Origin of the sequence: Rouxiella silvae, assembly GCF_002093625.1 — a bacterium.
In the GTDB taxonomy this organism is placed as follows: Bacteria; Pseudomonadota; Gammaproteobacteria; order Enterobacterales; family Enterobacteriaceae; genus Rouxiella; species Rouxiella silvae.
The window spans coordinates 33,797-48,054 of sequence record NZ_MRWD01000020.1; the positions used below are offsets into that span (position 1 = coordinate 33,797).

12 protein-coding genes and 1 riboswitch are annotated in these 14,258 nt (G+C 49.7%); of the genes, 9 read left to right on the forward strand and 3 right to left on the reverse strand.

The window, feature by feature from the left end; translation table 11 throughout:
* Positions 1-53 precede the first annotated feature (53 nt).
* The 8 genes from BS639_RS10015 to cspE all read left to right on the forward strand — a co-directional run bounded on the left by BS639_RS10015 (position 54) and on the right by cspE (position 10,849).
* Entirely contained in the window at positions 54-2,879 is a 2,826-nt protein-coding gene (locus BS639_RS10015) for an OTU domain-containing protein (protein ID WP_139804081.1), read from the forward strand.
* Between the two features lie 65 nt (positions 2,880-2,944).
* On the forward strand, positions 2,945-3,610 hold the full coding sequence (locus BS639_RS10020) for a DUF1345 domain-containing protein (RefSeq protein WP_084983018.1): 666 nt from the start codon (positions 2,945-2,947) through the stop codon (positions 3,608-3,610).
* A gap of 112 nt (positions 3,611-3,722) precedes the next feature.
* Positions 3,723-4,736, forward strand: a complete 1,014-nt coding sequence (locus tag BS639_RS10025; protein ID WP_084983019.1) for a Ppx/GppA phosphatase family protein — start codon at positions 3,723-3,725, stop codon at positions 4,734-4,736.
* A gap of 102 nt (positions 4,737-4,838) precedes the next feature.
* Positions 4,839-6,083 (forward strand): serine hydrolase domain-containing protein, encoded by a 1,245-nt coding sequence (locus BS639_RS10030; protein ID WP_173882085.1) that lies wholly within the window; start codon positions 4,839-4,841, stop codon positions 6,081-6,083.
* A 59-nt stretch (positions 6,084-6,142) separates the two neighbouring features.
* Positions 6,143-8,206, forward strand: coding sequence for a prolyl oligopeptidase family serine peptidase (locus tag BS639_RS10035; protein ID WP_084983020.1), 2,064 nt, complete (start codon positions 6,143-6,145; stop codon positions 8,204-8,206).
* 215 nt (positions 8,207-8,421) lie between these two features.
* Positions 8,422-9,549, forward strand: coding sequence for an ABC transporter substrate-binding protein (locus BS639_RS10040; RefSeq protein ID WP_084983021.1), 1,128 nt, complete (start codon positions 8,422-8,424; stop codon positions 9,547-9,549).
* Positions 9,550-9,682: 133 nt separating this feature from the next.
* Entirely contained in the window at positions 9,683-10,462 is a 780-nt protein-coding gene (locus BS639_RS10045) for a DUF2076 domain-containing protein (protein ID WP_084983022.1), read from the forward strand.
* Between the two features lie 177 nt (positions 10,463-10,639).
* A complete protein-coding gene (gene cspE, locus BS639_RS10050) occupies positions 10,640-10,849 on the forward strand; it encodes a transcription antiterminator/RNA stability regulator CspE (protein ID WP_009636912.1) in 210 nt (69 codons plus the stop codon).
* A gap of 78 nt (positions 10,850-10,927) precedes the next feature.
* Here cspE and BS639_RS10055 read toward each other — a convergent pair whose 3' ends face one another.
* The 3 genes from BS639_RS10055 to crcB form a co-directional block, all read right to left on the reverse strand.
* On the reverse strand, positions 10,928-12,136 hold the full coding sequence (locus BS639_RS10055) for a multidrug effflux MFS transporter (RefSeq protein ID WP_084983023.1): 1,209 nt from the start codon (positions 12,134-12,136) through the stop codon (positions 10,928-10,930).
* Positions 12,136-12,795 carry a TetR/AcrR family transcriptional regulator gene (locus tag BS639_RS10060; RefSeq protein WP_084983024.1) on the reverse strand — a complete coding sequence of 220 codons (660 nt, stop codon included), beginning with the start codon at positions 12,793-12,795 and terminating at the stop codon, positions 12,136-12,138. Before BS639_RS10060 ends, BS639_RS10055 begins: the two co-directional genes overlap by 1 nt.
* A 415-nt stretch (positions 12,796-13,210) precedes the next feature.
* On the reverse strand, positions 13,211-13,594 hold the full coding sequence (crcB, locus tag BS639_RS10065) for a fluoride efflux transporter CrcB (protein WP_055777115.1): 384 nt from the start codon (positions 13,592-13,594) through the stop codon (positions 13,211-13,213).
* 68 nt (positions 13,595-13,662) lie between these two features.
* Positions 13,663-13,725, reverse strand: a riboswitch (Fluoride riboswitch).
* Between the two features lie 104 nt (positions 13,726-13,829).
* Here crcB and BS639_RS10070 point away from each other — a divergent pair.
* Positions 13,830-14,255, forward strand: coding sequence for a GNAT family N-acetyltransferase (locus tag BS639_RS10070; RefSeq protein ID WP_055777118.1), 426 nt, complete (start codon positions 13,830-13,832; stop codon positions 14,253-14,255).
* Positions 14,256-14,258: the final 3 nt, after the last annotated feature.

The following is a 14,258-nucleotide window of genomic DNA, read 5'->3' on the forward strand; positions in this document are numbered from 1 at the left end:
CTATTGGTAAGTAACGCGTTATTGCAACGCCTCTTCATAGAGAGTGACACCCGATGTCTGATAAAATTACACCGTCGTCAACTCCCCCCTTTATTCCTCTTCCTGATACTCGCGCTATGTCTCAGCCGGTCAGTCCGTGGATTTCCAGTCTGCAAGGCGTGGCTAATCCAGCCTCTTTTATCCCGTTACCTCAGGTAAGACCCTATAAATTGCGTGATAATGAAGCCAAAAATAAAGAGATGTTTGCAGCGAAGGATAAAACGCCAAGGGAAAAGCACGAAACCTCACTTCAGTATGCCTACAGGCTGGGAATTGCCGCACCCCACTTAACGCATGCTCAATTGGCCGATGCGGCAGGGGTGACGCCGATTACGCTGCATCACTCACCTCTATTTCGAAAGCCTAATGAAGCTATCGATAAAATGCGTTCCGAAACGCACTGTCAACCGGACGAAACGCCTTTAGAGTACGGCATCCGTCTAAAGATGCTTTATCCAAACTACTGTCTTAGAGACTATGCGACGGTGGCTGGGGTTAGCGCCAACACACTGGGGACGCGACCCCTATTTCAAAAAGTTACCGAAGGGGTAATACGCGCGCAAACTGAGTCTCCAAGATTACCGGGTGAAACTCAAATTGAGTGGGGGTTACGGCTGAAAGAATTACATGGCTTAAACGCCAGTGAGTGCTCTGCTGCAACCGGCGCTTTATTGAATAATTTTAGAAGAACCAAAGTGTTTGATGCACAGCAGCTCATTGATACATCAGCGTGTGACGCACAGGGGGTCACTGTCCCAGCAAACCTGCTCGACCTCGCCGGGATTGAATATCGCGATACCACGCCGAGTGCCTCACCGGCGCCTTCTACCTCATGCTGCTTACCCGAACCTGGAGTCGCACAACATGACTCCACCAGTGATATTTACAATCTTCCGCTCTCGCCAATGCCCTTATTTGGTCTTCAGGACATTCACAATATAGCGGAGTTGATGCTGCGAGAACCCGGTAGTTTTAATAATCAGCTGGGCGATCAGGTGGTGCAGCTGTTGCTGAATTCGGGGAGGTTGCCCGCTGATCTTGTCATCTCCGTTATTCAAGACGGTGAACAGCAACCGCTTTATTTTCGTGGGGTTACCGATATTCCAGTCAATCGAGCGCCGTCAATCGGTGAGGCGACTATTGCGCTGGTTAGGTCGGGAGAAGAAGACTGCGGACACTATAATTTGTTTCAGGACGGTGTGAAGAAGCCCAATCAACCTGATGGAGACTGCCTGTATCGTGCGATAGCCCAAGGGCTAGGACGTGAAGATACAGCAGCGGCTATCGCAGAATTAAGAGGCCATGCCGCTCAGGAATTCACCAATAACCACCAACAATATCTTCAAGCCGTGGACCTCGACACTTTTCAAATGGAGTATTTACAACTTCTCCATCAAAATAAATTAGTTAACGTCATTCATCCTCCATCCTCAACTTCTATACTTGAGGTGGACAATGTATCAATAGCCAGCTCCGCCAGTACAATCTCATTCGACGATCCTGTGGTCGGTTCTAATAAAAGAAAACAAAAATCCACCGTAAGGGCGGGGCAATCAGAAAAATTACCCGATCTGCTAAGCCGTTTTATTCAAACAAGGAACGTTTATCCTGAAACTCTATTAAATTGGATCAGCGATGAACAGATAATAAGCTGGGCTGCGATGGGGATTGAAAGTGCCGAGGGAGAAAAAGTCGGGGCTTATGTTATTCATGAAGTGACCAGTACGTTGTTAAATCTATTGAATCGGCACGGAGCATCGGTTGATGACGTTGCTGCGGCTTTTTTACCGACAACCCGTGATTTACAACTGTCTTTAGTCAATACCTTGCCACTGATCATGAATCAACGGTCGGGGTTAAGAGTGTCACAGCTAATAAGACGGCTGAGCAGTAATGTCGCAACCAGACAGAAAATTCATAGTGTGATGCGGGAGAAATATACTTCGGATAGTCCGCTAACGCTGGAGTTTATACAAAACCAATCATTCTATGCACGAATAAAAAACATGTCACAAAGGCTTACAGCAGTGCAAACCGCCAAGGCTTTTAAAGAAGCTCAGCAGAAAGGAATAAAAGCATCGTTGGATAGTGCAAAGGAAACGTTTGACCAATCTGTCAAAGAACTCCATGACGCGGGTCTGATAACTGAACCATCAGTACTCAACCAATTTTTCTCTTTTGAGCGACAAAATTTAAAACGGCCTGCCCTCGAGAGAAAGCACAGTCTGGACTCTTTATTGCCGGAAAATAACATCTTTAATGCTGCATTAGTCGATGATTTACAACAACGAGATCGGCAAAATTTCGAACGCTTTCAGAATAGGACGTTAGCGTTACGGGAGCAGACGCGTCAAATCAGAACTCAACAGGATGCCAAAGCCTCACAGAGCTTACGACTGTCATCATTAATGACTGATGCCGCCACGATGACTGCCGCGGCGCGAGGCGCTTACCTGGCGACGGCACGTAATGCGGAAAAAGAGCAGCAGTGGGAGGCTGATAAAGAGATGCAGTGGCAGGAGTCCCGTGCTGTCAGAGACGTGAGCAGTGAACAGCTGCGTCATCAGGCATTGGAGACAATTATGGTTGATGCGCCGATGCATCCACAAAGCGTCAGCAGCGAATGGGCAACCTTGCCTTTGGCACCCACTTTACCTGTTCCTCCGGAAGAAGATCTCACGCTGGAAATCATGCGAAATGCACGTTTTCCGTCGATACCCAGCGGATTACCTGAACTGGATTTTATGCTGCCCGACGTTCCAGACGTTGAACCGAATGAAAGGCACGGTGTAGCGACGGCGATGCTTGACCCTTTTTATTACCGTAAGCCCGATCAATGACCTTCAATATCACTCACAGCAGTCTACAGTTAGATTATTACTGGCTCACTAAGAACTGCTGAAAAATGAACTTATTGCACCCACTTAAGCACTACTATCGCACCCGTCCCAGACTGTTGGTTGCACTGCTGCTGGCCGTCATCAGCTTCTTCTTGTTACCGGCCAATCAGCCGCTAATGCAGCGACTGCTGATGAGTTGGAACGTTCTGGCGTGGCTGTATCTGCTTTTTCTGTGGGTACTTATGTTGAAAACGCCCGCCAAGGGGATTGCCCACCTTGCTCGCGCACAAGATGAAAGTGCGGCCACGGTGCTGGCACTGGTGTGCATAACCTGTCTGGTGAGCATTTTGGCAATATTGTTTGAATTGGGGACAGTAAAAAATCTCGGCGGGGTCGACAAGGTGCAGCATATTGCCTTGACCGCCGCAACGCTGGTGGTGTCGTGGTCTCTGCTGCCCACCGCCTTTACCATGCACTATGCGCACATGCATTATTTGAATAACGACGACGAGAATAAAGTCCTGCTGTTTCCCGACAAAATTGCACTGCCCGGTTATTGGGACTTTGCCTATTACGCCTTCACTATCGCCGTGGCGGCGCAAACCGCGGACGTGGGCACCGGCAATACCTCAGTGAGGAAAATCTCTCTGTTGCAGGCGGTATTATCCTTTATTTTCAATCTGGCTATTTTGGGGCTTTCGATCAACGTTGGGGCGGGCCTGATGAGTTAATTTTTTGCTCTGACAAAATATCGACATCGAGATTCGACTTGAAATTCATTGCTTAAAGAAGGTATTTCTATTCTTCTTTATTTTTTGCAGTTTATTTCAGGGCAGGGCACTCATGATTAAATGTATTAAAAATACTACCGCGATTTTGTGTTTGGTATTCGCTACGCACGCAATGGCAAAAAATTGTACCCAGGTGCGTGCGGGTATTGATATGGGGTCTGGTACCACTAAAATTCTGGTCAGCGAAGTCAACGTTTGCACCAAAACGCTGGGTAAAGTGCTGTTCGCTCAGGAAAAGCCCATTGGCTTTAATGAAGACTTGGCCAAGTCTGCCAACAATCAGCTCAGCCCGGAAATTCAACAGCTGGGCGTGACCACCCTCAAAGCGCTGGTCTTACAGGCACAAAAATTTCATCCTGCGCGCATTACCGGCGTAGCGACTGCCGTTTTTAGAACAGCCGCCAACGGGCCGCAGGTTATTAAGCAGTTTAACCATCAAGCGCACGTTTCCCTGCGCGTTATTTCGCAAAAACAGGAGGCTGAATTAGGTTTCCTCTCGGCCAAGGCTGCGTTGAATGACCCCAAAATTAAAGACACCGATCTGCTGGTGTGGGACATTGGCGGCGGCTCAATGCAGATGACCACTTATAACCGGATAAATGGCGTTAAAACACCTGAAATTTATCAGGGGAAATTAGCGTCGGTCAGCCTGAAAGACATGGTAATTGAAGTGATGATGAACAAAGACCTCAAACAGGTCAGTTCACCGAATCCGGTTGGGCCACTGGCGGGAGAGATTTTACGGTGGGTGAATTTTTATGCCCGTACGCATGTAAATCCACAAATTATGCAGGCAGCGAGCAGCAAAAAAGTGGTGGGTATTGGTGGCGTGCACGGTTATTCTATTAAGGATCAGCTACATCCCATCAACAATCAATACAGTGCTGCCGACCTTGAGCGCGTCGCTCAGATGAAAATTACCCAGTCTGATGCTCAGTTATCGGGTGATTACCGCGCAACGGATGTGACAAATCTGCTGTTAGTCGAAGGTTTTATGCAGGCATTGAATATTTCAGACGTCACTATAGTGAAGGCCAACCTGATTCAAGGTACCTTGCTGCAATAAAAGGTAGCTCAGGACGGTAAACGTCTTACCGTCCTATTTCCTCCGGTTTTCACCGAGGCATTAACAACAGGCACAACATTAGTGATAACAAGATATTGCGCAATGAAGACTTTTTTATTGTGCCTGATGGTTTGCGTCAGCAGCGGCTGTAGTACTTTATCCAAAATGAAAACTGACCCCACTCGCGAACAGGGCCTACGGCTGGCGAGAACCGGTGATATTGGCGCCGAGGTCAACCGTCTTGCACTTCCTCTCATTTTACAGAAACAAACTCCGGGACTGGTGGTCGGCGTACTGCTTCCTGACGGTCAAACCCGCGTTTACAGCTACGGCGTAACCGGTGAGCCAGACGGCGGCAAGGTAACCGGCTCAACACTGTTTGCCGTTGCCTCGGTCAGCAAGGGTTTTTTGGCAGAAATCACCACGCTGATAGTACAAAAGAACGTTTTCCAATGGAATGAAACGCTTGAAACACTGCTGCCACTCAATACCCCGCTGAGTCGCGATGCCCGTAAAATTACACTGCTACAGCTAGTGACGCATACTTCAGGTCTGCCAAGACAAATGATGACTACCGAGATGCTCGGCGGTGTAGTGCAGTACCTGTTTACCGGCGACAATTTCTATCACGCGCTCGACCGGCACAGCCTGGTCGACTACTTGGCCGACTTCTCTGCGCCGCAGGATCTCTCCCCGCGCTATTCCAATATTGGCTATGGGTTGCTTGACTACATCCTTGAGTTGCGCACGGGGAAAAAGGTTGAAACGCTGCTGGCAGAAAATATCACCGGTCCTTTAAAGCTGACGCACACCGGCTATCAGGCCCCAATGCTGCCCGGCTATGCGCAGCGTGCGCTGGGGCATGCTGGTGACCAGCCGAAATTTATCCGCCGTGGCAGTCAGGTTCCCGACTGGCATTTTTCATCGCTAATGATTGGCGCTGCCGGGCTTTATACCAATGCTGACGATCTGCTGACTTACGCCAACGCACATCTCTATCCGACGGGTGACCGCGCCCTTGATAATGCCCTGCGCGACTCCCTTCGCGTGCGCTATGCCCGCAGCAGTGAGGCGGCGGCCAATGGCTGGATTGTTGATGAAGTGGGCAACCAGAACATTACTTATCAGGTTGGGTTTATCGGCGGTTTTTCCAGCTATATCGGGCTGGACACGAGGCACAAAACGGCGGTAGTGGTGTTGCAAAACAGCTTTAACTGGACCAACAACATTGGTCATAAAGTTTTGCAACGAATGGGCGAGGCGATAGACAGCAAAAATGACTATGATAAAAATAGCGATGATGTAACGCATAAGAGTTTGAATCATGAGGCGTTACATTTCCATTAATTGCGGAACCTCATTATTGCCGCCCCATTTTTGCCATAAACGTACGCAGGAGCAGTTTTATGTCATCAGGCACCACGCACCTCCAAGATACTCCCGACGATTTTATCTGGCTTGAAGAGATAAAAGGCGAAACGGCCGTCGATTGGGCCATTCAGCAAAGTAAGCAAACTCGCCGAGAATTCGCCGAAAGCGAACGTTTTGAAGCCGTTCGTGACGACGTCTTGGATTGCCTAAATGCGTCAACGCAAATCCCTGGTGTGCGCAAATGCGGCAACCTTTTTTATAACTTTTGGCAGGATGAAAAAAATCCTCGCGGCCTGCTGCGTCGCACCACGTTCGAGTCTTACCGCAGTGACGCCCCTGAGTGGGAAACTGTACTCGACATCGACGCATTGGGCGAAGCAGAGGGCCAGTCATGGGTCTATTACGGCATTCAGGTGTTAGCGCCAGACTATCAGCATGCCCTGCTGCACCTCTCTCCCGACGGCGGAGATGCCTCGGCTATTCGCGAGTTTGATCTCTCCGCACTGACTTTTGTTGAAGACGGATTTATCCTTCCCGCCGCCAAAAGCCGCGTTTCGTGGATTGACCGTGACCGGTTGTTTGTTGCGACCGATTTCGGCCAGGATTCAATGACCACGTCGGGTTACCCGCGCATCGCCAAAATTTGGCAGCGCGGCACGCCGCTTGAGCAAGCAGAGACGCAGTTTGTGGTGGAGCCAAACGACATGTCAGTGATGGTATTCCATGACGATACGCAGGGCTTTGAGCGCAACTTTGTGGGCAGAGTCATCGATTTCTATCATCGCGAAGTGTTTTTACTTGATGAGGAACAGGGACTGTTGGCGATTGACGTGCCGCAGGACGCCAAGTTCAGCACCTGGCGTGACTGGCTGCTGGTTTCTCCAGCCAGCGACTGGCAGGTTAACGGTGAAACGTACCCTTCCGGCAGTCTGTTGGTGACTGATTTCTCGGACTTTATGGCCGGTGGGCGTCAATTTACATCGCTGTTTACGCCGTGGGCAACCACCACACTCGATAACTATTCGATGACGCGCGATTACCTTATCCTGAGTGTTATGGACAATGTGGTGAATCGACTTGACGTTCTAAAGCCCGAAGGGGGACTTTGGACCCGCGCGGGGCTGGGCGATGCGCCAGACTTGAGTAAAATCAGCGCGTCGGGTATTGACGACGAGACTAATGAATTCTTTATGACGGTGACGGGTTTCCTGCAACCCACCTCGCTGTATTACGGCATATTGGGCGAGGAAAATGGCCGCCCAGCAGAAATTATCAAACAAGCTCCAGGCTATTTTGACGCCTCGGCCTATCAGGTTGCGCAAAATTTTGTCATCTCCGACGACGGTACACAGGTTCCTTACTTCGTTATTTCGGCGAAAAATATCGCACTCGACGGCAGCAACCCGACCCTTCTCTATGGCTACGGCGGATTCGAGATCTCTCTCGACCCTTATTATCTCGGGGTAACCGGTCCGGCGTGGCTCGAGCGCGGCGGCGTGTTTGTCATCGCCAACATTCGCGGCGGGGGAGAATATGGGCCGCGTTGGCATCAGTCGGCACTGAAGGAAAAGCGCCTGCGTGCCTATGAGGATTTTTCGTCGGTAGCGAAAGACCTGATTGCCCGCAAAATTACCTCACCGGCGCACCTTGCCGCACAGGGTGGCAGTAACGGTGGCCTGCTGGTAGGCAATATGCTCACCCGTTACCCTGAACTTTTTGGCGCTATTATCTGTGAAGTTCCACTGCTCGACATGCAGCGTTATACGCAAATTTCTGCCGGCGCTTCGTGGATAGCCGAATACGGTGACCCGCAAAAAGCGGATGAGTGGGCCTATATTCAGGCGTTTTCGCCTTATCATAATATCGATCCGTTAAAAATTTATCCGCCGGTGCTGTTTAGTACCGCGACCAGCGATGACCGCGTTGGCCCTGGGCATGCGCGTAAAATGGCTGCCAAGATGCAGCAGTTGGGCATCGAAGACGTCTATTTTTATGAAAATACCGAGGGTGGCCACAGCGCAGCGGCAGACAAAGCCCAAAACGCCTTTAAACGCGCGTTGGTCAGTGAATTTTTGTGGCGATACATTGCTGACAAGTAACGGCCTTTAAAACAATGCCCGGTGCGCAAGCTCGGGCATTTCATCCGCCATCTTTCCGTTTTAATTCCTTTCATTAATATTTTGAAATAGTTAAATCACTTTCGGTCAGGTAAAAGCGTTGCCCGCCAATCCGTTAACTGTTTATTATTCCGGCATCACTTGATAATGGTTCTTATAATCATTTCTATTTTACTATTAATTGTTCGGGTACAACCATGTTGAAAAATACTGCGCGCGTGCTGTCCGTTGCTGGCCTGATGGCCACCTCTTTTGCGAGTTTTGCGACTACTTATCCGCTGACCGTAACCGATATTTCAGGTCAAAAAATCACGATTAATAAAGAGCCTGAACGTATTATCGTTCAGGACGGTCGCGATATCCTATCGCTGGCAGTATTGGATAAAAGTAACCCGTTCAAGCGCGTTGTAGCCTGGAACAACCTGCTTAAAAATACCGATGCCGGGACTTGGGATATGCTGAAGAGCAAATGGCCAGCATCGGCAAAAATCCTTGATATGGGCTTTAGCGATCAGGGGCAAGTCGATCTGGAAACGGTGATTTCAAAAAAACCTGACTTGATGATTGCCCAGATGAGGGCAAAAAAATCACTGGAGCAGGGCGGCGTTATCGACAAGCTGAATGCGTTGCACATTCCAATCGTATTCGTTGATTACGACATCAATCCTGCAACAGACACCGCGCCTAGCATCGAACTACTGGGTAAAGTATTGAACCAGGAGAAAAATGCCGCAGCCTACACAAAATTCTACCATGAACACTATCAGCGTATTCAAGATGCGATTGCTTCCATCAAGAATCGTCCAAACGTATTTATTGAACCGCTGGCTGGCCGTTCCGACTCATGTTGTTTTACTCACGGCGAAACGGGCTGGGGTAAGCTGATTGAGGCCGTTGGGGCGAAAAATATTGGTTCCGCTCTGCTGCCAGGCGCAACCGGTGAAGTGGCGCTGGAAAAAGTTATTGCAATGAAACCAGACGTCTACCTGTTTACCGGTTCTATTCATCCGGGCAAAGGCCAGACAACGATGATGCCGTTTGGTTATGGCGCTTCGCAGGCTGAGGTAGATAAAGAAGCGAAGGTGCTTATTTCGCGCACTGGCGTTGCTCAGGTGCCTGCGGTGGCCGACAAACATGTTTATGCTGTGTACCACCAGTTCTATAACCATCCTTACAACATCGTAGGGATGGAATATCTGGCAAAATTCATTTATCCGCAGCAGTTTAAAGATTTGGACCCAGCGCATACCTATCACGAAATCATCCGTAACTTCACACAGTTACCGGATCAGAATTTCATTTTCAGCTGGCAGCCTAAGAAGTAGTCGTACAGAACTTTACGCAGATCACATCTGTTGACACTCAGTTAATACATAGAAGAAACTATTTGTATTAGTGTGAGTGTCAGACTCGGCCATGCTTTCGCATGGCCAGTAATAAACAGTGAAAGGTGATCCCATGCAATCCGAAGAACAGCGTTTAATTGAAGGTCTTTTCAGCCGTCTGCAACAGGCTGAGTCCAATACCGCACCGCGTGACGCTGAGGCTGAACGCCTAATCCAGTCTTTTGTGAGCAAGCAACCGGGTGCGCCTTACTACATGGCTCAGGCCATGATCATTCAAGAAGCCGCGCTTAAGCGTATGAATGCGCAAGTTCAGGAGCTGCAACAGCAGGTTGCTCAACTGCAAAGTCAGGCGCAAAACAGCAAACCGCAGAGTACAGGTTTCCTGGCCGGTCTGTTTGGCGGTGGCAGCAGTCAGCCACAGAACACCCCGTCTTCATCAGGCACTGGCCCCATTCCGGGCACTCAAAATAACGCGTGGGGCAATAATGCTGCGCCTGCTCAGCCCGCTTATCAGCAGGCCGCACCGGCAGCCTCTGCGCCAATCGGCTCTGGATTTATTGGCGGTGCGCTTAAAACTGCCGCCGGCGTAGCGGGCGGCGTGATGTTGGCCGACATGCTGACCGGCATGTTCCACCACAGCCAGCCTTCCGAAATCGTTAACATCGTTGAAGATAATCCAGTGACCAATAATAACTTTGATTCAGCCACTGACCCACTTTTGAGCGGTAACAACAGCTGGGATAATCCGGCGTTTAACGACAACAACAGTAATTTTAGCAACGATAACAACGTCGGAAACGACAATGACAACACTTATTCAGGCTTCCTGGATAACTCGGATGACAGCTTCTTTGGCGGTGGTAACGACGACGACGACGATTCATTCTTCTAAGTTTAGGTACTAGGGGCTCCAAAAAAGCCCCTTTTCGCAGAATGAACGTTTGTCGAAAAGCGAAGAGTGAGAGCTTTATCGCTTATTGCAATCGGAATTGTGGACAAAACCTGAATCTGTTGCTGTACTGTTATTGACACACGTTTTGTGTCTTACATTCACGTTAAGGTAAGTTTGATGTCTAAGATTAAAGGTAGCGTTAAGTGGTTCAATGAATCAAAAGGTTTTGGTTTCATTACCCCTGAAGATGGCAGCAAAGATGTTTTCGTTCATTTCTCTGCTATTTCAAGCAATGGTTTCAAAACTCTTGCTGAAGGACAACGTGTAGAGTTCGAAATCACCAATGGTGCCAAAGGCCCGTCGGCTGCTAACGTTATCGCTATCTAACTTTAGCCGAATTCTGAAAAACCCGCCGATGCGGGTTTTTTTTTGTCTGTTATTCAGCATTTCGCTTAAAAGTTGCGATTAAGCAGCGGCAGTTTTTTTAGCAAAAGTAGGGTGCGCCACCAACACGAAAATGAGAATGGCGATGGCGAAGCAGCCGCAGAGGGTCAGCGCCATCGACAGTGCCGACGTACCGCCAATGCCGGTCAGCGGCACGCTGGTGGCACCGAGCGCGAACATACTCACGCCAAGCAGCGCCGAAGCACTGCCGGCATTACGTCCCTGACTCTGCATCGCCAGCGAACCCGCGTTCGGGCCGATAATTCCGATATTTATAATGGAAAAGAACAGCGGCACCAGCAGCGTAACCAGCGGCGCCTGAAGCGCACCGGCAATCACCAGAATGACGGACGCAACGGCGGCAATGATCAGGCCAATTTTTACCATCATCAGCTCACCCCACACGGCCGCCAGACGAGTAGACACCTGCGCAGCAAGCACCAGTCCCATCCCGTTAATGGCAAAGCATAGGCTGAAGGTGACAGGGCTGAGGTGATAAATCTGCTGCAATACAAATGGTGAAGCGCCGATATAGGCAAACATGCCGGCCATGATAAAGCCCTGTGTCAGGCAAAGGCCCATAAACTGGCGTTCGCGCAGTAGCATGCCGAGCGATTTGATCATTGCACCTGCGCCGCCCTGCGAGCGCCGCTCTACCGGCAGTGTTTCGTGCAGTTTGGTGGCCGAGAAGATAAACAGCAGAATAGAAATCGTAGCCAATGCGCCAAAAATTCCGCGCCAACTCAGGAAGGTTAGCAATCCTCCGCCGAGTACTGGCGCAATAATAGGCGCCAGTCCGTTTACCAGCATCAGCAATGCGAAGAACTTGGTCAGGTCGTGGCCGCTGTAAAGGTCGCGGGCGACTGCGCGAGACAGTACAGCACCGCCAGCACCGGCTATGCCCTGCAGCAAACGGGCTATGATTAACTGGTCGATATTGGGCGCCATTGCACACCAGACCGAAGCCCCTAGCAGCAGCATCAGCGAAAGCAACAGCGGCCGCATTCGACCGAAACGATCACTCAACGGACCAAAGATAAGTTGCCCTGCGCCTAAGCCCAGCAGGCCCGCCGTCAGACTTAGCTGGCTGGTGGCGGTATTAGTATTCAGTTCGTTTGCAAGACTCGGCAATGCGGGAAGATAAAGGTCGGTGCAAAGAGGTCCAAGTGCTGCCAGTGAACCTAAAACCAAGGCATAGCCGAGGCGTTTTTTAACTAAATGATCGCTCATTAATTTTCCGCAGTGTGGAGAGGCGAATAATCGCTAAAGACTTTTGTAAAAACCTGATTGTAAACGGTTTTTAATATTTCCGAGTCGGCATGCTTATGCGCTAGGCGGCGAAAAGCCGTTCCTTCACACAGCACAGCCAACATCTCGAGACGCGCTTTAAGTTCTTCTTCGGGCATGTTGGGATAATAGGGCGTCAACATCGCCTTGGCTTCGTTAAATAATTTTGACTCGGCATCACGCAGTATTTTGGCGACGACTGGATTGCGCGTTGCCTCAGCCGTGACTTCAAGCATCAACGCGTGGTCGATTTCATTTTGTTCTGGGCTGAGTTCGGGGCATTGAATCTGGCTGTGATCGACGTTTTGAGCCCCTATAACCCGGTGAGCCAGATTACTGGCCATTTGTTTCAAGTTATGCGCGCCGCCGGTCATTATCTGGATCTTTTTGAAGACGATGCGTCGCACAATTTCTTCAATGATGGCGTCTTTGTTTACGAAATAACGGTAGATTTGGCCCACGCTAAGCTGTGACATTTTGGCAATTTCAGCCATGCCTGCGCCGTGGAATCCGTGCTTACGAAAACAAAGTCGTGAGGCGTCGACAATCTGGTCCCTGCGGGCGCAAACGCGTTGGTCTTTTGTTTGATGTGCGGGATGCATAAAGGCACCTGACAAGTGGATAACATGTTCTTTACTCAAATCAACAGGTTAAATCACACAGTGCCGGATGATGAGAGTTGTGAACGTTCGTTCTCAATTATAGGGAAACTGGAGGGGAAAATAAATAATTGTATTATAAATGTTGCAAAAAGAGCCTTTATCTCTTGACCAAGGCTCTTTTTAAACGGCTGGAGGGTAAAACTATCGCAAATAGCTGTGTAGGAAGCTCAATATTACGACCAGGCACAGAGCGGTGACGGCTATTTCGCTGGCGGTTTTTGGAAGTGAAAACATGGTAAGCCTCATATTATCTGGACAGCGAAGCGCAATAAATCATGCTGTAATAAATTGAGGGTATTATCCCCGCCGAAAGTTAAGAAAACATTAAATCGTCAATAATTCGGCGGGTTAAACGTTAATGAGCGGTGTACCAGCTTACGAGCATAAAGCCCAATATGGTCAACGCCAGCGAGCCAAAAAGGTTGAGGGCGATATTGAGCAGTGCGGCACCAAAACGGCCGTCCTGCAGCATATACACCACCTCGAGCGAGAATGTTGAAAAGGTGGTCATACCGCCGCAAAAGCCGGTGGTGAGCAGCATTTTCCACACGGGATCCCACTGGGTCATACGGTTAAACATCGCAATCACCAGGCCGATAATAAACGCACCGGCAAGGTTGACGGCCAGCGTGCCCAGTGGCACAACGGAAGAGGACGGATTAAGTTTTAGGCTGATATACCAGCGCACAACGCTGCCCACGCCACCGCCGATGAGAACTGCCAGGAAAGTGTTAAACATAAATGCCTTTCAAAAAAAGAGTCAATGTTAAGAAAGGTTCCGGCGTCATGCTACGAACCTCTCAATGAGATTTCGTAGACATCATCAGCCGGTGAAGGCGGTTTGGGAGGAATGTCATCTCCAACAGCTTTGGTTTTCGTTAATAGACAAGCCTGAAGCCAGACAAGTTTACCGAAATAAATCGTCAATTTGTAGTCAAACTCGTGGGCAACGGCCCAAGCGGTAAGGATTTTATATGTTAATTCGTGATGCACAAGCTGGCGATGCTGAGGCTATCGTGGCACTGTTGGCCGATTTGGATTATCCGGCAGGCGTCGAGTTTATCGAAAGCCAGATTAGCCGCATGCGGGGCAACCCCGACAGCGTGCTGTGGGTTTCGGAAATTAACCGACAGGTTTGCGGTTTTATTTCGCTGCATTTTATTCCACAGCTGCCGCTTGAGGGCGATTTTTGTCGCATCAGTTATCTGTGCGTCAGCGGCGAGCATCGCGGCGCGGGTATTGGCCAACGTCTGATCGAGAGGGCAGAGAGTGTGGCGGCTGAACGAGGCTGCGACCGTATGGAGGTTCACAGCCATTCACGCCGAGTGCGCGCCCATCAGTTTTATGCGCGTGCCAATTATGAAGAATCGCCCAAATATCTGATCAAGCGCCTGCGCTGAAAA

Coding starts and splice junctions, on each gene's coding strand:
- crcB (WP_055777115.1), bottom strand. CDS start 13,594: ATGTTTAACACTTTCCTGGCAGTTCTCATCGGCGGTGGCGTGGGCAGC.
- BS639_RS10055 (WP_084983023.1), bottom strand. CDS start 12,136: ATGAGCGATCATTTAGTTAAAAAACGCCTCGGCTATGCCTTGGTTTTA.
- BS639_RS10030 (WP_173882085.1), top strand. CDS start 4,839: ATGAAGACTTTTTTATTGTGCCTGATGGTTTGCGTCAGCAGCGGCTGT.
- BS639_RS10060 (WP_084983024.1), bottom strand. CDS start 12,795: ATGCATCCCGCACATCAAACAAAAGACCAACGCGTTTGCGCCCGCAGG.
- BS639_RS10045 (WP_084983022.1), top strand. CDS start 9,683: ATGCAATCCGAAGAACAGCGTTTAATTGAAGGTCTTTTCAGCCGTCTG.
- BS639_RS10070 (WP_055777118.1), top strand. CDS start 13,830: ATGTTAATTCGTGATGCACAAGCTGGCGATGCTGAGGCTATCGTGGCA.
- cspE (WP_009636912.1), top strand. CDS start 10,640: ATGTCTAAGATTAAAGGTAGCGTTAAGTGGTTCAATGAATCAAAAGGT.
- BS639_RS10020 (WP_084983018.1), top strand. CDS start 2,945: ATGAACTTATTGCACCCACTTAAGCACTACTATCGCACCCGTCCCAGA.
- BS639_RS10015 (WP_139804081.1), top strand. CDS start 54: ATGTCTGATAAAATTACACCGTCGTCAACTCCCCCCTTTATTCCTCTT.
- BS639_RS10035 (WP_084983020.1), top strand. CDS start 6,143: ATGTCATCAGGCACCACGCACCTCCAAGATACTCCCGACGATTTTATC.
- BS639_RS10025 (WP_084983019.1), top strand. CDS start 3,723: ATGATTAAATGTATTAAAAATACTACCGCGATTTTGTGTTTGGTATTC.
- BS639_RS10040 (WP_084983021.1), top strand. CDS start 8,422: ATGTTGAAAAATACTGCGCGCGTGCTGTCCGTTGCTGGCCTGATGGCC.